Origin of the sequence: Staphylococcus sp. HMSC36A10, assembly GCF_001838845.1 — a bacterium.
Classification (GTDB): domain Bacteria; phylum Bacillota; class Bacilli; order Staphylococcales; family Staphylococcaceae; genus Staphylococcus; species Staphylococcus aureus.
Map to the genome: position 1 here is coordinate 248,643 of NZ_KV839088.1, position 20,925 is coordinate 269,567.

A 20,925-nucleotide genomic window follows, 5' to 3' on the forward strand; every position below is an offset into this window, starting at 1 on the left:
TTCAATCACTACTATTTTTACCACAAAATAACGTCATTCGTCTTAAAATTCAATTGAATAATTGTCGTTTTGACTTTAAAATAAAACAAGGTAAATTAAAACGCTTACAAGAAACGACAAATCATTTTTAAATTTAGTATATTTCTTTGTATAAAATTAGCATATTCTGATATGATACAAGTGTTGCTTTTATAAATTTGAAAGGATGTAAAACCTTATGACAATAGGTATCGATAAAATAAACTTTTACGTTCCAAAGTACTATGTAGACATGGCTAAATTAGCAGAAGCACGCCAAGTAGATCCAAACAAATTTTTAATTGGTATTGGTCAAACTGAAATGGCTGTTAGTCCTGTAAACCAAGACATCGTTTCAATGGGCGCTAATGCTGCTAAGGACATTATAACAGACGAAGACAAAAAGAAAATTGGTATGGTAATTGTGGCAACTGAATCAGCAGTTGATGCTGCTAAAGCAGCCGCTGTTCAAATTCACAACTTATTAGGTATTCAACCTTTTGCACGTTGCTTTGAAATGAAAGAAGCTTGTTATGCTGCAACACCAGCAATTCAATTAGCTAAAGATTATTTAGCAACTAGACCGAATGAAAAAGTATTAGTTATTGCTACAGATACAGCACGTTATGGATTGAATTCAGGCGGCGAGCCAACACAAGGTGCTGGCGCAGTTGCGATGGTTATTGCACATAATCCAAGCATTTTGGCATTAAATGAAGATGCTGTTGCTTACACTGAAGACGTTTATGATTTCTGGCGTCCAACTGGACATAAATATCCATTAGTTGATGGTGCATTATCTAAAGATGCTTATATCCGCTCATTCCAACAAAGCTGGAATGAATACGCAAAACGTCAAGGTAAGTCGCTAGCTGACTTCGCATCTCTATGCTTCCATGTTCCATTTACAAAAATGGGTAAAAAGGCATTAGAGTCAATCATTGATAACGCTGATGAAACAACTCAAGAGCGTTTACGTTCAGGATATGAAGATGCTGTAGATTATAACCGTTATGTCGGTAATATTTATACTGGATCATTATATTTAAGCCTAATATCATTACTTGAAAATCGTGATTTACAAGCTGGTGAAACAATCGGTTTATTCAGTTATGGCTCAGGTTCAGTTGGTGAATTTTATAGTGCGACATTAGTTGAAGGCTACAAAGATCATTTAGATCAAGCTGCACATAAAGCATTATTAAATAACCGTACTGAAGTATCTGTTGATGCATATGAAACATTCTTCAAACGTTTTGATGACGTTGAATTTGACGAAGAACAAGATGCTGTTCATGAAGATCGTCATATTTTCTACTTATCAAATATTGAAAATAACGTTCGCGAATATCACAGACCAGAGTAATCTGTGTATTTGAAAGCATTTAAATATAACCTAAAAACAGCAGTAAGACAGCTTCTCATTGAAATCGTCTTACTGCTGTTCTCTATTTATAACACTTCGTATTGAATGAATTAGCTAAGCCTGTTTGACACATTATTGAAGTTTTCCTAATGCCTGGATCCTTTATACGTTACGGCTTCGTGCTATGTTTTGGTACATAAAGCTTTGACATATCGATATTCTCCAACTCTAACAGCTTAATTTTATTATTAATCGTTCCACCGAACCCTGTTAAGCTACCCGTTTTACCGACAACACGATGACATGGCACGATAATAGATAATGGATTACTTCCGACTGCACCTCCAACCGCTTGGGCTGACATTTTTGGCTTGTTAAGCAGCTTGCCTACTTTTTTGGCAATAGCACCATACGTTGTTAGAGTCCCATAAGGAACCTGTCTTAATTCATTCCAAACACACTGTTGAAAATGACTACCTGTTGGCTTTAAAGGTATTGTGATTTCAGGATTGTCACCTTTAAAATACGCGTCTAACCACTGTGTCGCCTCTCTAAATATCGCTAAAGACGTATTTTCTTCCCTAGTACTATCACCTTGTTGATTTTCAAACAAAACAGCGGTCAGACTTCCCCCATCACTCACAAGTTCCAATCGTCCTACAGGCGAATCATAGTAACTCTTATACTCCATAAAAATGCCCCCTTTTTCTAATCATACGCCTTAATTGTTAATTTAGAAAATATTCATGTTCACATTTTTTAAAAATAAATAAGTCGTCAATTACGTATATAAACACGTAATACCAGCTATCACTTTGCTGCAATATACAGTTACATATCTTACTACACGCGCTAACCTCTTACTTTGTAAACCAAATCTTAAATTAAAATATTGAAAATGCAATGAATCCTTAATATTTTATTAAACCTATAATTACTTATTAAAAATAACACACAATATTCATAAAGTTTTAAAAATATTCTGTTTAATCATCTATTATTAGTGGAAAAATATAAGAGCAATTGTTTATAGTTTGCATAACGCTTCAAAAGTATTTTCTTTTTTGTTTAGTTCAAAAAAATTTAGAGGTGATGTTATATGAATAACGGTTTTTTCAATAGCGACTTTGATTCAATTTTCCGAAGAATGATGCAAGATATGCAAGGTTCAAATCAAGTCGGTAACAAAAAGTACTATATTAATGGTAAAGAAGTTTCACCTGAAGAACTAGCGCAACTCACACAACAAGGTGGCAATCACTCTGCTGAACAAAGTGCGCAAGCTTTTCAACAAGCAGCACAAAGACAACAAGGGCAACAAGGTGGCAACGGCAATTATTTAGAACAAATTGGTCGTAACCTTACGCAAGAAGCACGTGACGGTTTATTAGATCCAGTCATTGGTCGTGATAAAGAAATTCAAGAAACTGCTGAAGTCTTAAGTAGACGAACTAAAAACAATCCTATATTAGTTGGAGAAGCTGGTGTTGGTAAAACTGCGATTGTTGAAGGTTTAGCACAGGCAATCGTTGAAGGAAATGTACCAGCAGCAATCAAAGACAAAGAAATTATTTCTGTAGATATTTCATCATTAGAAGCTGGAACGCAATATCGTGGTGCTTTTGAAGAAAATATTCAAAAATTAATCGAAGGTGTTAAATCTTCACAAAATGCCGTATTATTCTTTGATGAAATCCATCAAATTATCGGTTCAGGTGCCACAGGAAGTGATTCAGGTAGCAAAGGGTTATCTGATATTTTGAAACCTGCATTAAGTCGTGGTGAAATTTCAATTATTGGTGCAACAACACAAGATGAATATCGAAACAATATTCTTAAAGATGCTGCATTAACGCGCAGATTTAATGAAGTACTTGTTAATGAACCAAGCGCTAAAGATACTGTTGAAATTTTAAAAGGTATTCGCGAAAAATTCGAAGAACACCATCAAGTAAAATTACCAGATGACGTATTAAAAGCATGTGTTGACTTATCAATTCAATATATTCCACAACGATTATTACCAGATAAAGCAATCGATGTGTTAGATATTACAGCAGCACATTTATCTGCGCAAAGTCCAGCTGTCGATAAAGTTGAAACTGAAAAACGAATTTCTGAATTAGAAAATGATAAACGTAAAGCGGTAAGTGCTGAAGAATATAAAAAAGCTGACGACATTCAAAATGAAATCAAATCATTACAAGATAAATTAGAAAATAGTAATGGTGAACATACTGCTGTTGCTACAGTTCATGATATTTCAGATACTATTCAACGATTAACTGGTATTCCAGTTTCTCAAATGGATGATAACGATATTGAACGTTTAAAAAATATTTCTAATCGTTTAAGAAGTAAAATCATAGGTCAAGATCAAGCTGTAGAAATGGTTTCACGTGCAATTCGCCGTAATCGTGCTGGGTTTGATGACGGCAACCGCCCAATTGGCAGTTTCCTATTTGTTGGCCCTACTGGTGTTGGTAAAACAGAGCTTGCTAAACAATTAGCAATTGATCTATTTGGTAATAAAGATGCACTGATTCGACTTGATATGAGTGAATATAGTGACACAACAGCTGTTTCAAAAATGATTGGTACAACTGCTGGTTATGTCGGTTATGATGACAATTCAAACACGTTAACTGAAAAAGTACGCCGTAATCCATACTCAGTCATTCTATTTGATGAAATCGAAAAAGCAAATCCACAAATTTTAACATTGTTATTACAAGTAATGGATGATGGTAATTTGACTGATGGTCAAGGTAATGTCATCAACTTTAAAAATACAATTATTATTTGTACATCAAATGCTGGCTTTGGCAATGGCAATGACGCTGAAGAAAAAGATATTATGCACGAAATGAAAAAATTCTTCCGCCCTGAATTCCTTAACCGCTTCAACGGCATCGTTGAATTCTTACATTTAGATAAAGATGCATTGCAAGATATCGTCAACTTATTATTAGACGATGTACAAGTTACATTAGATAAAAAAGGTATTACGATGGACGTTTCTCAAGATGCGAAAGATTGGTTAATTGAAGAAGGCTATGATGAAGAATTAGGTGCACGTCCATTAAGACGTATTGTTGAACAGCAAGTACGTGACAAAATTACAGATTACTATTTAGATCATACAGACGTTAAACATGTGGATATAGATGTTGAGGATAACGAATTAGTCGTAAAAGGTAAATAACGACACTTTAACATATCGCGCATCAAAAATGAGCATCAGGTCGCCCTTGCCTGTGCTCATTTTTTTAATTATTTCCCTGGAAAATGATTCGCTGTGTGCTGTTCTGTTCCACAACAATCACGATTAATGTCACATGTACCACATTTTCCTTGTTTCGAACGTTTGAAAAATTTCACTAGTGTATACAAGGCATATCCGAAAATTGCTAAAAAAATTAAAATGTTAATAATGACTGACACTTTAACCACTCCTTAAACAAATAAATGTCCGATTTGATAAAAAATGAATGTTAAGACATATGCAGTGACTAGAGGATAGACAACTGCAAGTGCCGTCCATTTCCATGAATAAGTCTCTTTACGGATTGCTGCCACTGTAGAAACACAAGGAATATACAATAGTATAAATATCATAAATGCATACGCAGATAGCGGTGTGAATTGATTTTGAATCACATTAACAAGGCCTGCATCACCTGATGAATAGATAATCGCCATCGAACTTACGATAACTTCTTTTGCTAAAAATCCTGGCACTAACGTAGCGCCTGCTTGCCATGTTCCAAATCCGAGCGGTTGCACTAACATACCAAAGAAACTACCAACCATATGTAAAAAACTTTGATTGATATTCACATTGATACCATGTGGTCCTACATAACTTAATAGCCAAATGACTACTGAGCCGCCAAAAATAAATGTACCTGCTTTACGAACAAAGCCCTTAGCCTTTTCCCAAGTACTACGCCACAACGTTTTAATGGAAGGCACACGGTATGTTGGCAATTCCACAATAAAGATTGCATTATCATTTTTTAAAATCGTCTTAGTAAGTACTGTACTGACTAAAAATGCCATAATAATACCTAAAACATACAAGCTTAATACTACTAAAGATTGATTCTCTTTGAAAAAGATACCTACGAACAACGCATACACTGGCAGTCTAGCAGAGCATGACATGAATGGTGCAATTAATATCGTTGTTAAACGCTCTTTTTCATTTTCAATACTGCGCGCAGCCATAATACTCGGTACGTTACAACCAAATCCGATAATCATCGGTATAAAAGACTTCCCGCTTAAACCGAACGATTCCATAATACGATCCATTAAAACTGCAATACGCGCCATATAACCTGAATCTTCTAATAAAGATATAAAGAAAAATAGCACAACAATTTGTGGTACAAAGACTAATACTGATCCTACACCAGCAATAATGCCATCTGTAATTAAATCTTGTAAAAATGGTATAACGCCAAGATAATTCATAATCGTCTTCACACTATCTGTAAATGTACCACCTATAAATGCATCGAGTTGATCCGACAAAGGTGTGCCAATCCATGTAAATGTAGTTTGAAAGATCAACCACATAATCGCTAGAAAGATAGGCATCCCTATATATTTATGTGTTAATATCTTGTCTATTCTAGAGCTGAAATATTGCTTATCTTCATCTGGATACGTTACCACGTCTTGCAATAACGTCTCAATATAATGATTGCGTATACGCTCCATCTCTCGACGAACAGATACAGCCTCTACTTGTTTATCAACTTGATCACGTAAACTCGACAATTTATTTACAACCTCTGAATTAAGTTCGTTTGCAATTTGCATGTTATTTAATAAGAATTGAATCGCAATAAATCTAGCTTGATATTTATCATGAGATGTCTCTGTCATTATTATTTGACACATATTTTTAATTGTCTCTTCAATCTTCTCACCATAATTGATTTTAAAATGCGGTTGATACCCTTCCCCTAGATGCTTTATTTCGCCAAGTAAATGTTTAGTTCCTTTGCCTGTACGTGCCACAACTGGAAAAATAGGTGTTTTTAACTTTTTCATCAATTTATGATAATCGATTTTTATCCCGCGCTTTGTAGCTACATCAATCATATTTAATCCGATGTATATTGGTTGATTAAGTTCTAACAATTGTACTGTTAATTGCATATTCCTTTTTAGTTGACTCGCGTCAACAATGTTAATGATTCCTGAAAATGAATCGTTTAATAAATAGTCTGTCACTACAGTTTCATCTTTAGAAATCGGCGATAAATCATATGTACCTGGTAAATCAATTAATTGTCCTACATTTTCTTTTAGCTTCCCTACTTTTTTCTCTACCGTTACGCCACTCCAGTTGCCTATATATTCATACGAACCAGTTAAAGCGTTAAACAAAGATGTTTTACCAACATTAGGGTTTCCTAAAATACAATAATTTTCCATTCGTCCGGCTCCTATTCTTCTAATGCAATAGAACAAGCATCGCAATGCCTAATACTTAACTGTTGTCCGTTTACTTCAATAATACATGGCCCTTTAAATAAACATTTTTGTTTAATCGTTATGATAGCGTCATCTGTTAACCCAAAGGCACTTAGACGATACAACATATTCTCATTAGCAATATCCATTCGCTTTATTTTATAAGCCTTATTCATTTCACCATTTTTAATGTTTAACATACTATTTCGCTCTCCTATTAGAAATAATAATCATTATCACTTAAAAATCATAACCCTTAAAATTGTAGCTCGCAATACTTTATTTAAATAATTTTCATTTTTCATGTAAAATTTGTGACATTGCAAAAATGTTTTGTATAATCACTTTCATGCAAAAAACCTCCGCTTCAAATGTCATTGATAGACATTTAAAGCGGAGGCATGTACATGTTATTTTATGATTTATTTCGTAGATTTTTTTCTAACAATTGATTGAGCTTTTCAATATTTTTATTCAACTGTTCTATATTCGTTACTTGTTGTTTTGAATTTAGTTGATGCTTGTTTTGATAATCTATTAAAGCATCATATAAGAAAAATGAACTTGCTGATTGCTGTTTCACTTCTTGGTACAATGCCATCGTTTTATCATCTAGTACTATTGAACGTACATCATCTTGCCCATGTACATCTTGATGTTTCGATACATTTGTTGCACCTTGTGGATATATTTTAAAGGTTGTGTCGTATGTTTCCTTACTATCTTTAGCTTCAGATTCCTGTGATTCAACCGTTTTATATTTTTCAAGTGCATGTCCTTCAATATCAACTCGTGGAATAATGCGATTCAACCATGCTGGTAAATACCACGAACCTTTTCCAAACAATTTCGTTAATGCAGGAATTAACATCATTCTGACTACGAAGGCATCAAAGAGTACACCAAACGCTAATGCCATACCCATTGATTTAATCATGACATCTTCTTGGAATACAAACGCAAAGAAGACACTAAACATGATTAATGCAGCTGCTACAATAACAGGACCGCTTTCTTTCAACCCTACTTTGATAGAATAATCATTATCCCCTGTTTTACTATATTCTTCATGAATTCGCGACATAAGGAAGACTTCATAATCCATCGCTAATCCAAATAAGATACCTATAGTAATAACCGGTAAAAATGCTAGCATTGGTCCTGTCGTTTCAATACCAAACAGACCTTTCATAAAACCATCTTGCATTACTAATGTTGTAAATCCTAGCGTTGCCATTAATGACAAGACAAATCCTAAAACTGCTTTTAACGGTATTAGAATTGAACGGAAGACAATCATTAATAAGAAAAATGCCAATACAACAATTACTGTTGCAAATAAAGGTATCGCCTCATTTAACTTTTTAGACATATCAATATTAATGACACTTTGTCCCGAAATCTCCGTTTTGAACCCATATTTATCTTGTGCATCTTTATGATAATCTCGTAAATCATGCACTAAATCATTTGTACTCTCTGCATTAGGCCCTTTCTTAGGTATCACGACCATCAAAGCGTAATCATTATCTTTACTCATTTGTGGCGGCGTAACGATATCTACATTTTTCTTATCTTTAATATCTTTATATACAGACTGTAAATCTTGTTGTAATCCTTGTGGATCATCCTTTTTATCTTTCACATTTATCAACATCGGAATTTGGCCATTAAATCCTTCACCAAATTTATCCGAGATTATATCGTAAGCTTTTTTCTGTGTAGAATCTGCTGGTTTAACACCGTCATCTGGAATACCAAGTCGCATATGACTAACTGGTATTGCAGCTGCTACTAATATGATTAAACCTAGTAATACTGCCGCAAGTGCATTTCCTGTAATAAATTTAGACCAAGGCGTATCAATATCTTTTTTAAAATTAGACTGCAATTTGTTCACTTTAATGCGTTTATGGAAAATACTAATTAACGCAGGTAATAAAGTCAGTGCACTGAATACAGCAAATATAACACTAATTGCCGAAGCAAACCCCATCACTGCTAAGAAATCTATGCCAACTAGCGATAAACCGCATACGGCAATCACAACTGTCACACCAGCGAAGATGACTGCGCTACCTGCTGTTCCTATTGCAAGACCAATGCCTTTAATGTAATCTGTTTCAGTTTTCATAACTTGTCGATATCTGAATAAAATAAATAATGCATAATCGATACCAACTGCTAGTCCAATCATTACGGCTAATGTCAGTGTGACATTTGGTATATCGAATGCATAAGTTAACAAACTGATAATGCCAACCCCAGATGCTAGACCAATCAATGCACTTATAATTGGTAATCCTGCAGCAATGACTGAACCAAATGTAATCAATAACACTACAAATGCAACAATGATACCAACTAGTTCAGAATTACCGCCTACTTCTGTAGATGTCATTCCTGTACCAGTTAACTCTGTTTGTACATTATGATTGTCACGTAAGTCTTTCAAATGACTTTTAACATTATCTCTAGAGCCATCTTTTAAAGATGTTTGACTAACGTCATATGTGATATCTGCAAATGCAGTTGTTTTATCTTTACTAATTTGCTTATTTTCATAAGGATCTGATATTTTATCAATGTGCTTGTCATCTTTTTTAATATCATCTAACGTTTTCTTAATATCTTTAGTAATGTTCGGTTGCACAATACCATCATCTTTAGTCGTCTTAAAGACAACACGTATTTGTGCCTTTTCACTATCTTGATTAAAATGTTTTTCAATCTTTTTATTCGTATCCAACGACTCTAATCCTGTCATTTTAATATCATTGTCAAATTTCGGTGCATTTGTAGCAAGTGGTATCAATATTGCAGCTACAATCACTATCCATGCAATGACCGCGGACCATTTATGTTTTGCGATGAATGTCCCCATCTTATATAAAAATTTTGCCAAAGTATATTGCCTCCTTTTAAAATCAACGTTATAGTTTAAATATACAGTGTAGATTATTGTTAGATTATAGTATCTATCCCCGACCTCTTAAAGAATCAATTGGAAAATTTTGTATATTAAACTACACACAAAGGAGAAATGTAGATGAAAGAGACTGATTTACGAGTTATAAAGACAAAAAAAGCATTGTCGAGTAGCTTGCTACAATTGTTAGAACAGCAATTATTCCAAACGATTACTGTCAATCAAATTTGCGACAACGCACTCGTACACCGCACAACATTTTATAAACATTTTTATGATAAATACGATCTTCTAGAGTATTTGTTCAATCAATTGACTAAAGACTATTTTGCCAGAGACATTAGCGATCGCCTTAACCACCCATTTCAAACGATTAGCGATACAATTAACAATAAAGAAGATTTGCGAGATATTGCAGAATTTCAAGAAGAAGACGCTGAATTTAATAAAGTATTAAAAAATGTCTGCATTAAAATTATGCATAACGATATCAAAAATAATAGAGACCGTATCGATATTGACAGCGACATCCCAGATAATCTCATATTTTATATTTATGACTCGTTGATTGAAGGTTTTATGCATTGGATAAAAGATGAAAAAATTGACTGGCCTGGGGAAGAAATTGATAAAATTTTCCATAAGGTAATAAATATTAAGATTAAATAGTAGATGAGAAACTCATGAGCGTTACCAACATTCATAATAAAAACGATAGTGTACACGTTAATGAATTCGTGTACACTATCGTTTTTTATTTTTATCATGCTTATCGCTATTAAAATAACTGATACACAACACATAAACTATGAAGAAAAAAATAAATCCGCTATCTAAATGACTTTGACTCAGTTGTTTAAATGACCAAATTGCTAATACAATTCCCATTATTATTGAAATAACGTATCTCACATTCTTATACCTATAATCCTTTTCTAAAAATATGGTTGCTATTACTTAATTTTTAAAGTTATAAATAAAAAGAGCCAACCGCAATGGATGGCCCTTGTTCATTATGAAGCATTAGAACATTTCTGAAACAACCTTTTGTTCTAAGAAGTGTAATAAGTAGTCTGGACTACCTGTTTTAGCGTCCGTACCTGACATTTTGAAACCACCAAATGGATGGTATCCAACAACTGCTGAAGTACAGCCTCTGTTAAGGTATAAATTGCCTACATCAAATTCGTTTACCGCTTTAATCCAATGCTCGCGATTATTTGTAATCACTGCACCAGTTAAACCGTAATCTGTATCATTTGCAACCTCAATTGCTTCATCAAAATCGTTAACTTTCACAAAGCCAACAACTGGACCAAAAATTTCTTCTTGCATGATTCTATCTTTAGATTTAAGTCCTGAAATGATTGTTGGTTCTACAAAGTAACCTTTTGAATCATCAGTGCCGCCACCTTGTTCTAATTTACCTTCTTCTTTACCAATCTCAATATAATTTTTAATCTTATCAAATTGTTTTTTATTAATAACTGGGCCCATATACGTATTGTCTACAGTATTGCCCAACGTTAATTCTTTTGTTAATTTGATTGATTTCTCTAATACTTCGTCATAAACGTCTTTATGCACAATTGCACGTGAACATGCTGAACATTTTTGACCAGAAAAACCAAATGCTGACGTTACAATAGCTTCTGCTGCCATATCTGTATCAATATTTTCATCAACTACAATGGCATCTTTACCACCCATTTCAGCGATAACACGTTTCAAGAAGTTTTGACCTTCTTGAACAACGGCACTACGTTCATAAATTCTAGTACCTGTCGCACGTGATCCTGTAAATGTAACGAAATGCGTATCTTTATGATCAACTAAGTAATCACCAATTTCTTTCGGATCACCAGGAACAAAGTTAACTACGCCTTTTGGTAATCCTGCTTCTTCTAAAATTTCCATTAATTTATAAGCGATATAAGGTGTATCCTCAGCAGGTTTCAATAACACTGTATTACCTGCCACAACTGGTGCTAAAGTTGTACCAGCCATAATCGCAAACGGGAAGTTCCACGGCGGAATTGTAACACCTGTACCAATTGATTTATAGAAATATTTATTGTGTTCACCTTCACGATCAAGTACTGGCTTACCTTGAGCCAAGTCCATCATTGAACGTGCATAGTATTCAATAAAATCAATACCTTCAGCTGCATCACCAACTGCTTCATCCCATGGCTTACCTGCTTCATAAACCATAATTGCTGCAATTTCCGCTTTTCGACGACGAATAATTGCCGAAACACGTAACATAAGCTCTGCACGATCATTTGCTGACCATGTTTTCCAAGATTTATAAGCTTCGTTTGCTGCTTTAAACGCATCTTCAACATCTTGTTTTGTTGCCTTTGATGCATTTGCAATCACTTGTGATGTGTCTGCAGGATTGATTGATTTAATTTTGTCATCTTTGAAAATCTTCTCTCCATTAATCACTAATGGTATGTCTTGACCTAATTCTTTTTCCACGTCTTTCAATGCTTTCTTAAACATATCCACATTTTCTTGGACTGAAAAATCGTAACCAGGTTCATTTTTAAATTCTACTACCATGTACACTTACCCCCTATAAATTTTGAAAGTGGTTTAACCCTTTGATTTAATGATATAACATCATTTAAACTCATTTTACTATGATTAAGGTTAGTTTTGCAATCGCTTTCATTTTTATGCTTTATCACTTATTCTCAAGTATTTTGAAATTGATTGGTTACTTTTTAAAATTTATATGGGTCGCAACTGCTACTTTATCGTTTCGTCATTTAATGTTTCGGATGGTAGGTCATTATCAATTTTACGAACGACTTTACAAGGGTTTCCAACCGCTAAGCTGTGTGGCGGAATATCTTTAGTGACAACACTACCAGCACCAATCACACTGCCTTCTCCAATCGTCACCCCTGGTAACACGGCTACATGACCGCCAAACCAAGTATTACTGCCAATATGAATGGGTCCGGCTTTTTCAAAACCTTCATTTCTATGATGGAAATTAAGTGGATGTGTCGCTGTGTAGAATCCACAATTAGGTCCTATAAAAACATTATCGCCAATTGTAATCTGTCCACCATCCATAAAGTAACAATTGGTGTTTACATAGACATTTTTTCCTAGTTTAACGTTCCAACCATAATCTGTATCAAAAGGAATCGAAATACTTACATTGTCTGTTGTTGTTTGAAATAATTGATCAATTAATTCCTTTCTTTTATTTGTAGCACTCGGTCTTGTATGATTTAATTCAAAGCAAATATCTTTCGCTCGTGCACGTTCATTGATTAAGTATTGATCAAAGTTTGCATCGTACCATTTTTCTGCTAACATTTTTTCTTTTTCAGTCATTACACCTTTCAACTCCTAATAACTTATTTACTTGTTTAAAAGTTAATCAAATAAACATTCGCCTATGCAACTAATACGCTATAACATTATGAAATCATGACCTTATCACCCTTATCTATACAATTCTCGCATCAAATACTGCTAAAGTAGTAGATAAATTCAATACTACAGACGCATTCATTTTTTAATCTATTAACGTACAATGTGAGTAAGAGAAATATAAAGGAGTATGATAGCGATGAGAATATTAATTACAGGCACAGTTGCTATCTTAATCATTTTAGGTTTGGTCAAAACGATACAAGATCACGAAATGACAAACGACACGAGTCGTCAGTTGTCAGACAACAAAGATGATGATAAAGTCATCCATCTTAATAATTTTAAAAATTTACATGCGAAAGAATTTAACCCATCTGATTTCTTTTAAGTCACCTAAGAATTGCAAATCCAGAAGTCATTTAAGTTTTACCTTTCATTCATACATCCTTTAATATTAATTACGACTTCTTTTATATAGATGCTAAATAGAGAGATTGTTGTGCAATGTTTGCACGGCAATCTCTCTTTTTCTTTTTAAAATTGGTAAAAGTAAAACGCAACGATTGACTTATATACCTATAGGGGGTACATTAGACGTGTAACAATGAATCACAGGGAGGCAATAATGTGGCTAATACGAAAAAAACAACATTAGATATCACTGGTATGACTTGTGCCGCATGTTCAAATCGTATCGAAAAGAAACTGAATAAACTTGATGACGTTAATGCCCAAGTGAATTTAACTACAGAGAAAGCAACTGTTGAGTATAACCCTGATCAACATGATGTCCAAGAATTTATTAATACGATTCAACATTTAGGTTACGGTGTCGCTGTAGAAACTGTCGAATTAGACATTACAGGTATGACTTGTGCTGCATGCTCAAGCCGTATTGAAAAAGTGTTAAATAAAATGGACGGTGTTCAAAATGCAACGGTCAATTTAACAACAGAGCAAGCTAAAGTTGACTATTATCCTGAAGAAACAGATGCTGATAAACTTGTCACTCGCATTCAAAAATTAGGTTATGACGCGTCTATTAAAGATAACAATAAAGATCAAACGTCACGCAAAGCTGAAGCGCTACAACATAAATTGATTAAGCTTATCATATCAGCAGTATTATCTTTACCACTATTAATGTTAATGTTTGTGCATCTTTTCAATATGCATATACCAGCACTATTTACGAATCCATGGTTCCAATTTATTTTAGCTACACCTGTACAATTTATTATTGGATGGCAATTTTATGTAGGTGCTTATAAAAACTTAAGAAATGGTGGCGCCAATATGGATGTACTTGTTGCTGTTGGTACAAGTGCAGCATATTTTTACAGTATTTATGAAATGGTTCGTTGGCTAAATGGCTCAACAACGCAACCGCATTTATACTTTGAAACAAGCGCCGTACTAATTACCTTAATCTTATTCGGTAAGTATTTAGAAGCTAGAGCGAAGTCTCAAACAACCAATGCGCTTGGCGAATTATTAAGTTTGCAAGCTAAAGAAGCACGCATTTTAAAAGATGGTAATGAAGTGATGATTCCTCTAAATGAAGTACATGTTGGAGATACACTTATCGTTAAACCAGGTGAAAAGATACCTGTTGATGGCAAAATTATTAAAGGTATGACTGCCATCGACGAATCTATGTTAACAGGTGAATCTATCCCTGTTGAGAAGAATGTTGATGATACTGTAATTGGTTCAACGATGAACAAAAACGGTACTATTACTATGACAGCAACAAAAGTTGGCGGGGACACTGCGTTGGCAAATATTATTAAAGTTGTCGAAGAAGCTCAAAGTTCTAAAGCGCCGATTCAACGATTGGCAGATATTATTTCTGGTTATTTCGTTCCTATCGTTGTTGGTATCGCACTATTAACATTTATCGTGTGGATTACTTTAGTTACACCAGGTACATTTGAACCTGCACTTGTTGCGAGTATTTCCGTTCTTGTCATTGCTTGTCCATGCGCATTAGGACTTGCTACACCAACTTCTATTATGGTAGGTACTGGTCGCGCTGCTGAAAATGGTATTTTATTTAAAGGTGGCGAGTTTGTTGAACGCACACATCAAATTGATACCATCGTTTTAGATAAGACGGGTACCATTACAAATGGTCGTCCAGTCGTGACAGATTATCATGGTGACAATCAAACGCTACAACTACTTGCTACTGCTGAAAAAGATTCTGAACACCCATTGGCAGAAGCCATTGTCAATTATGCAAAAGAAAAGCAATTAACATTAACTGAGACGACAACATTTAAAGCAGTACCTGGACATGGTATTGAAGCAACGATTGATCATCACCATATATTGGTTGGTAACCGTAAATTAATGGCTGACAATGATATTAGCTTGCCTAAGCATATTTCTGATGATTTAACATATTATGAACGAGATGGTAAAACTGCTATGCTCATTGCTGTTAATTATTCATTAACTGGTATCATCGCAGTGGCAGATACTGTAAAAGATCATGCCAAAGATGCAATAAAACAATTGCATGATATGGGCATTGAAGTTGCCATGTTAACTGGCGATAATAAAAACACTGCTCAAGCCATTGCAAAACAAGTAGGCATAGATACTGTTATTGCAGATATTTTACCAGAAGAAAAAGCTGCACAAATTGCGAAACTACAGCAACAAGGTAAGAAGGTTGCGATGGTTGGTGACGGTGTAAATGATGCACCTGCATTAGTTAAAGCTGATATCGGTATCGCCATTGGTACAGGTACAGAAGTTGCCATTGAAGCAGCTGATATTACTATTCTTGGTGGCGACTTGATGCTTATTCCTAAAGCCATTTATGCAAGTAAAGCAACCATTCGTAATATTCGTCAAAATCTATTTTGGGCATTCGGCTATAATATTGCCGGTATCCCTATAGCTGCATTGGGCTTACTTGCGCCATGGGTTGCTGGTGCTGCAATGGCACTAAGTTCAGTAAGTGTTGTCACAAACGCACTTAGATTGAAAAAGATGCGATTAGAACCACGCCGTAAAGATGCCTAGATTCCTTAATAATGAAGGATTCGTTGGTGATTCTGAGATAGGCTAGTGATTGGCTCTATAATGTCGCGGTTTACAGTTGGATTTTCGCTCCAACTGCATATATAGTTACACTTTTCGCTTGGCGAATTAGTGTATCTTACCTAATAGCTCCGCCTATTAGGTTCCATCATTATTATAAATAATAAGTACACTACGGTTTACAGTTGGTCCTTCGCTCCAACTGCATAAGAGCCACTAATTATTATAAATAATAAGTGGCTCTAAAAGGAGGTGAATGCTATGTCACAAGAAATTTTAAATGTTGAAGGTATGAGCTGTGGTCACTGCAAAAGTGCTGTTGAATCTGCATTAAATAATATTGACGGTGTCACTTCAGCTGACGTTAACCTTGAAAATGGTCAAGTAAGTGTTCAATATGATGACAGTAAAGTTGCTGTATCTCAAATGAAAGACGCAATTGAAGATCAAGGTTACGATGTCGTTTAATTAGGCAATATTCAACGTCATCAACACCAAATTAAAAAATCGAACTGATGAGAATCCCAACAATCCAAATTATCTCATCAGTTCGATTTTTAATTTACTCGTAACCTAGTATCTCCAGTCTGCAATACATCTAATGTTGCATCTAATGCATCGACAATTAGATTTTTAACTGCAGCTTCAGTATAAAACGCAATATGTGGTGTTAATATGACATCTTCCCTGTCAATCAACGATTCTAACAATGGATCGTTCAGTGTTTTGCCCCTTTGATCACTTGGGAAAAGTTTGCGTTCAAATTCATACGTATCAAGTGCTGCACCTTTAATCACACCATTGTCTAATGCGTCTAATAACGCCTTAGTATCTACTAAAGAACCTCTCGCACAATTGACAAATACTGCGCCCTTTTTAAAATGTTTAAATAATTCAGCATTAAATAGATAATGATTATATTTCGTTGCAGGTACATGTAATGTCACGATATCAGCACCTTCAACCGCTTCCTCAATCGTATCTTTGTAATCGACATACGTTGCAATTTTAGCATTAGGAAACGGGTCGTATGCGACCACATCACTTTGATAACCATTGGCAAATATATCGGCTACTACACGGCCAATTCGACCTGTACCAATAACAGCTACTTTTAAATCTTTAATGGATTTCGATAAAATAGTAGGTTCCCATCTAAAATCATGCTCCCGCACTTTCGTTTGAATTTGATTAAAATGACGAACCACATTAATAGCCTGGTTCACAGCAAACTCCGCAATTGAATTCGGAGAGTATGACGGCACATTTGACACAATCAAGTTATACTTGTTTGCTAACTCTAAATCATATGTATCAAATCCAGCACTACGTTGTGCGATTTGTTTAATACCAAGTTCATTTAATCGTTTATAAACATGCTCTGATAATGGTATTTGTTGTGATAGCGATAAGCCATCATAACCAGCGACACCTTCAACATTGTCATCAGTTAATGCTTCTTTAGTAATATCTACCTCAACATGATGTTTCTCTGCCCACGCCTTGATATAAGGCATATCTTCATCACGTACACTCATGATTTTAATTTTTGTCATTTTAACATCACCCTTAACTTTATTATTCATATAAATATGCTAGTTCTGTTAATCTTATTGCAGCTTCGTCTAATTTCTGGTCATCTAACGCCAATGAAATTCTCACATAACGATTACCATTCTCTCCAAATGGTTTCCCTGGAGCAACAAGTATTGACTTCTCTTGCACTAAAAATTGCTCAAATTGCTCGCTGTCATAACCAGGCGGTGTTTCCAACCATACATATATGCCACCTTTAGCATGAACAAATGGCAAATCAGCTTTTGCAAGCATGGCTTCGAATCGGTCACGACGTGTTTTAAATACATTGCTTTGTTCTTCTAAAAAATCATCATAATGATTCAAAGCATATATTGCGGCATCTTGTAATGCACCAAACATCCCAGCATTTGTGTGCGTTTGGTACTTTTTCAAAGCTTGAATCATATCTTTATTACCAACTGCAAAACCGACTCTAAAACCTGACATGTTATAACCTTTAGACAAGGAATAAATTTCAATCGCAACATCTTTCCCATTTTCCGAAGCAAGTATACTAGGATTTTTAGCGTCGAAACCGAAAGCACCATAAGCAAAATCATGCACGATTTTAGTGTCTGTATCTTTAAATTTAGCTATCGCTTCATCAAAAACTTCTTTCGTAGCTGTCGATCCAGTTGGATTATTTGGATACGTTAAATAAATGAGTTTTGTTTTATCTATTATTTGTGAATCAACTGTGGACCAATCTGGCAAATAATGTGGCGGTTCTAAATTAAGCGGGACAGGCTTGCCATCAGCTAAAAGTACACCTGCTAAATAATCCGTGTAGCCTGGATCAGGTAGTAATACATAGTCTCCTGGATTGATAACACATGTTGGTACTGCCACTAATCCATTTTTTGTACCATATAAAATGCATACTTCATCTTCTTTATCTAACGTCACATTATATTGTCTTTGATAAAAATCTACAATAGCTTGCTTGAACGCTTCTTTACCATGAAAAGCACCATATTTTTGATTTTCAGGAATAGTTAGTGCTTGTTGAAAATGATCAATAATACCTTGTGGCGTAGGCCCATCAGGGATTCCAACTGCCATATTAATTAATGGCAATGGTCCATGTTCGATTTTACGTCCCATCGTTTTCCCGAAATAACTATCAGGGATATTTGCTAATTTGTTAGAGATCATCAAATTCCTCCTCTATCATTAAACATAGCCTGGGCGACTATCATAATCCTAACAACTTGTATCACTCTCATTTAGATGGTTACAATGACATCGCCATTCACCGTTATGTTCAACAGAACTTATGACACACGTTGTATTGAATGAATTTATTTTCATTTTAGGTAGGTATAACATTATTGTCAATATTAGGAATTTTCAGATTAATATACACTCAATCATTATGATTCAACTGCCATGCATATCCGCATGCGCAACCAGTTAGATATGCTTATATAAAGTATAACGCCCATCAAGGTACGTATTCAAACGTGAACCTTAACAGGCGTCATTCATTGTTAAATAAAACTTCTTAAGCACATACTTATTTCACTATGCCTTTTACGTTCCCCTTATACTTTTCTCACATCTTTCTCTTAGACTACTCCCTTACACGCCTTGCTCAATATCTTTAATCATTTCATCTACAGTTATTTTCGCACTCGTTAAGACAATAGGAACGCCTGCACCTGGATGCGTACTTGCACCTGCAAAATATAAATCTTTATAATCTCGCGATACATTTTGTGGACGATAATAATTACTTTGCGCTAAAGTTGGCATTAAACCGAATGCCGAACCAAATTTCGCATGATACGTTTGCTCAAAATCATTTGGCGTAAAGATTGTTTCTGAAACAATATGCGATTTTATATCTTCAAATACTTCAATCGTTGCTAATTTACGATAAATAATTTCCTTTATTTGTTGCGTCAAAGCTTCATCTGACCAATCGATTCCGCTACCTGTTTTAAGTTCCGGCGTCGGCATTAGCACATAAATACCAGTTTTGCCTTCTGGCGCAAGTGATTTATCAGCGACCGCTGGTACATACACATAAATAGAAGGATCATATGATAAACGTCCCTCAAATATTTCTTCAATATTGCCTCTAAAGTCATCTGAAAAAATAACATTATGAAGTCTCACTTGATCTGTCACATCAATATCTATACCGATATACATTAAAAATGCTGAACAAGAGTAATCTAAGTCTGCAATTTTATGTGGTGGATACTTTTTAATAGGTGCAAAATCTGGCATTAATGATTCCGCAACACTAGGGAAATCAGCCGTACATAAAATTTTATCAAATTTTCTTATGTCACCATTCACTTTTATCGCATCGGCCCGTTTGAATTTAGGATCAATAATAATTTGCTCAATTTCAGCATTTAGTTCAATATTAACGCCTAAGTCTTTATTTAATTGCGCTAGCCCTTGAGCCATGCCATACATACCGCCTTTAATAAAATGCACACCAAACATCATTTCAATCATAGGAATAATTGAATATAGTGACGGGCCTCGTTTTGGATCAATTCCTATGTATAACGTTTGAAACGCTAAAAGCTTTTGTATCTTTTCGTTATCAATATAATGTTCAATTAGCTGATCTGCATGATTTAACGTTTTTAACTTAGCACCTTGCACAAGTGACGTCATATTATAAAAGTCACTCGGTTTGCGATACGTTCTTTCTAAGAAATAGCGACGTGCAATTTCATATTTTTTATAAACATCCGTTAAAAAGGACATAAAACCATGCGTTGAACCAGGTTCTATACTTTCTAGCATTTGCTGTAATTCAGCTAAATCTGTAGGCACCGTTATACGATCATCGTGGTCAAAATACACATCGTAAATATAACGTAATTGTCTCAATTCAATATAATCTTCATAATTTTTACCACACGCTGTAAAAACATCTTTATAAACATCTGGCATCATGACAATTGTGGGACCCATATCAAATGTAAAGCCGTCTTTCTTTAATTGATTCATACGCCCGCCTACATTATTATTTTTTTCAAATATCGTCACTTCATGACCTTGAGAAGCAATACGGGCTGCCGCTGCTAATCCTGTGACACCTGCACCAATTACTGCAATCTTCATT

At 34.8% G+C, this 20,925-nt stretch carries 17 protein-coding genes; 6 read left to right on the forward strand and 11 right to left on the reverse strand.

Annotated elements, in window-relative coordinates; translation table 11 throughout:
- Window positions 1-217 precede the first annotated feature (217 nt).
- Window positions 218-1,384: a hydroxymethylglutaryl-CoA synthase gene (locus HMPREF3247_RS05060; protein WP_000151982.1), complete on the forward strand. Its 1,167-nt coding sequence runs from the start codon at window positions 218-220 to the stop codon at window positions 1,382-1,384.
- Window positions 1,385-1,553: 169 nt separating this feature from the next.
- Here the strand turns inward: HMPREF3247_RS05060 and HMPREF3247_RS05065 are convergent, their stop codons facing one another.
- Window positions 1,554-2,075, reverse strand: a complete 522-nt coding sequence (locus HMPREF3247_RS05065) for a methylated-DNA--[protein]-cysteine S-methyltransferase (RefSeq protein WP_000455993.1) — start codon at window positions 2,073-2,075, stop codon at window positions 1,554-1,556.
- A 408-nt stretch (window positions 2,076-2,483) separates the two neighbouring features.
- Between HMPREF3247_RS05065 and clpL the strand changes: the two genes are divergently transcribed.
- The gene (gene clpL, locus HMPREF3247_RS05070) at window positions 2,484-4,589 is read left to right on the forward strand and encodes an ATP-dependent Clp protease ATP-binding subunit ClpL (protein ID WP_001058988.1); all 2,106 of its coding nucleotides are present in this window, start codon (window positions 2,484-2,486) and stop codon (window positions 4,587-4,589) included.
- A gap of 68 nt (window positions 4,590-4,657) precedes the next feature.
- Here the strand turns inward: clpL and HMPREF3247_RS05075 are convergent, their stop codons facing one another.
- From HMPREF3247_RS05075 to farE, 4 genes are all read right to left on the reverse strand, one after another.
- Entirely contained in the window at window positions 4,658-4,828 is a 171-nt protein-coding gene (locus HMPREF3247_RS05075) for a FeoB-associated Cys-rich membrane protein (protein WP_000111118.1), read from the reverse strand.
- A 12-nt stretch (window positions 4,829-4,840) separates the two neighbouring features.
- Entirely contained in the window at window positions 4,841-6,835 is a 1,995-nt protein-coding gene (gene feoB, locus HMPREF3247_RS05080; protein ID WP_000432897.1) for a ferrous iron transport protein B, read from the reverse strand.
- 11 nt (window positions 6,836-6,846) lie between these two features.
- Window positions 6,847-7,074 carry a FeoA family protein gene (locus HMPREF3247_RS05085; RefSeq protein WP_000932073.1) on the reverse strand — a complete coding sequence of 76 codons (228 nt, stop codon included), beginning with the start codon at window positions 7,072-7,074 and terminating at the stop codon, window positions 6,847-6,849.
- A gap of 215 nt (window positions 7,075-7,289) precedes the next feature.
- Complete coding sequence (gene farE / locus HMPREF3247_RS05090; protein WP_001051422.1) at window positions 7,290-9,779, reverse strand: fatty acid efflux MMPL transporter FarE; 2,490 nt, start codon at window positions 9,777-9,779, stop codon at window positions 7,290-7,292.
- Between the two features lie 144 nt (window positions 9,780-9,923).
- On the opposite strand from farE, the gene farR reads away from it, so the two are divergent.
- Entirely contained in the window at window positions 9,924-10,472 is a 549-nt protein-coding gene (gene farR / locus HMPREF3247_RS05095) for a fatty acid efflux pump transcriptional regulator FarR (protein WP_000665232.1), read from the forward strand.
- Between the two features lie 75 nt (window positions 10,473-10,547).
- Here the strand turns inward: farR and HMPREF3247_RS05100 are convergent, their stop codons facing one another.
- The 3 genes from HMPREF3247_RS05100 to HMPREF3247_RS05110 form a co-directional block, all read right to left on the reverse strand.
- Window positions 10,548-10,715, reverse strand: coding sequence for a hypothetical protein (locus tag HMPREF3247_RS05100; RefSeq protein WP_001796738.1), 168 nt, complete (start codon window positions 10,713-10,715; stop codon window positions 10,548-10,550).
- Between the two features lie 111 nt (window positions 10,716-10,826).
- Complete coding sequence (pruA, locus tag HMPREF3247_RS05105) at window positions 10,827-12,371, reverse strand: L-glutamate gamma-semialdehyde dehydrogenase (protein ID WP_000259692.1); 1,545 nt, start codon at window positions 12,369-12,371, stop codon at window positions 10,827-10,829.
- Window positions 12,372-12,560: 189 nt separating this feature from the next.
- Window positions 12,561-13,160, reverse strand: coding sequence for a sugar O-acetyltransferase (locus tag HMPREF3247_RS05110; RefSeq protein WP_000136500.1), 600 nt, complete (start codon window positions 13,158-13,160; stop codon window positions 12,561-12,563).
- Window positions 13,161-13,398: 238 nt separating this feature from the next.
- Between HMPREF3247_RS05110 and cwrA the strand changes: the two genes are divergently transcribed.
- The 3 genes from cwrA (at window position 13,399) to copZ (ending at window position 16,724) form a co-directional block, all read left to right on the forward strand.
- Window positions 13,399-13,590: a cell wall inhibition responsive protein CwrA gene (cwrA, locus tag HMPREF3247_RS05115; RefSeq protein ID WP_001221402.1), complete on the forward strand. Its 192-nt coding sequence runs from the start codon at window positions 13,399-13,401 to the stop codon at window positions 13,588-13,590.
- A gap of 239 nt (window positions 13,591-13,829) precedes the next feature.
- A complete protein-coding gene (locus HMPREF3247_RS05120; RefSeq protein WP_000024129.1) occupies window positions 13,830-16,238 on the forward strand; it encodes a heavy metal translocating P-type ATPase in 2,409 nt (802 codons plus the stop codon).
- A gap of 279 nt (window positions 16,239-16,517) precedes the next feature.
- A complete protein-coding gene (gene copZ, locus HMPREF3247_RS05125; protein WP_000076661.1) occupies window positions 16,518-16,724 on the forward strand; it encodes a copper chaperone CopZ in 207 nt (68 codons plus the stop codon).
- Window positions 16,725-16,813: 89 nt separating this feature from the next.
- Here the strand turns inward: copZ and HMPREF3247_RS05130 are convergent, their stop codons facing one another.
- From HMPREF3247_RS05130 to HMPREF3247_RS05140, 3 genes are all read right to left on the reverse strand, one after another.
- Entirely contained in the window at window positions 16,814-17,812 is a 999-nt protein-coding gene (locus tag HMPREF3247_RS05130) for a D-lactate dehydrogenase (RefSeq protein ID WP_000161366.1), read from the reverse strand.
- 22 nt (window positions 17,813-17,834) lie between these two features.
- Window positions 17,835-18,989: an aminotransferase class I/II-fold pyridoxal phosphate-dependent enzyme gene (locus HMPREF3247_RS05135; protein WP_000625079.1), complete on the reverse strand. Its 1,155-nt coding sequence runs from the start codon at window positions 18,987-18,989 to the stop codon at window positions 17,835-17,837.
- A 426-nt stretch (window positions 18,990-19,415) separates the two neighbouring features.
- Window positions 19,416-20,924 carry a phytoene desaturase family protein gene (locus HMPREF3247_RS05140; protein WP_000686167.1) on the reverse strand — a complete coding sequence of 503 codons (1,509 nt, stop codon included), beginning with the start codon at window positions 20,922-20,924 and terminating at the stop codon, window positions 19,416-19,418.
- Between the last annotated feature and the right edge of the window lies 1 nt (window position 20,925).

Excerpts from the sequence above, each read along its gene's own strand:
- HMPREF3247_RS05110 (WP_000136500.1), bottom strand. The coding sequence starts at position 13,160 with ATGACTGAAAAAGAAAAAATGTTAGCAGAAAAATGGTACGATGCAAAC.
- copZ (WP_000076661.1), top strand. The coding sequence starts at position 16,518 with ATGTCACAAGAAATTTTAAATGTTGAAGGTATGAGCTGTGGTCACTGC.
- cwrA (WP_001221402.1), top strand. The coding sequence starts at position 13,399 with ATGAGAATATTAATTACAGGCACAGTTGCTATCTTAATCATTTTAGGT.
- HMPREF3247_RS05135 (WP_000625079.1), bottom strand. The coding sequence starts at position 18,989 with ATGATCTCTAACAAATTAGCAAATATCCCTGATAGTTATTTCGGGAAA.
- feoB (WP_000432897.1), bottom strand. The coding sequence starts at position 6,835 with ATGGAAAATTATTGTATTTTAGGAAACCCTAATGTTGGTAAAACATCT.
- HMPREF3247_RS05065 (WP_000455993.1), bottom strand. The coding sequence starts at position 2,075 with ATGGAGTATAAGAGTTACTATGATTCGCCTGTAGGACGATTGGAACTT.
- HMPREF3247_RS05140 (WP_000686167.1), bottom strand. The coding sequence starts at position 20,924 with ATGAAGATTGCAGTAATTGGTGCAGGTGTCACAGGATTAGCAGCGGCA.
- HMPREF3247_RS05130 (WP_000161366.1), bottom strand. The coding sequence starts at position 17,812 with ATGACAAAAATTAAAATCATGAGTGTACGTGATGAAGATATGCCTTAT.
- pruA (WP_000259692.1), bottom strand. The coding sequence starts at position 12,371 with ATGGTAGTAGAATTTAAAAATGAACCTGGTTACGATTTTTCAGTCCAA.
- HMPREF3247_RS05085 (WP_000932073.1), bottom strand. The coding sequence starts at position 7,074 with ATGTTAAACATTAAAAATGGTGAAATGAATAAGGCTTATAAAATAAAG.
- farR (WP_000665232.1), top strand. The coding sequence starts at position 9,924 with ATGAAAGAGACTGATTTACGAGTTATAAAGACAAAAAAAGCATTGTCG.
- clpL (WP_001058988.1), top strand. The coding sequence starts at position 2,484 with ATGAATAACGGTTTTTTCAATAGCGACTTTGATTCAATTTTCCGAAGA.
- HMPREF3247_RS05060 (WP_000151982.1), top strand. The coding sequence starts at position 218 with ATGACAATAGGTATCGATAAAATAAACTTTTACGTTCCAAAGTACTAT.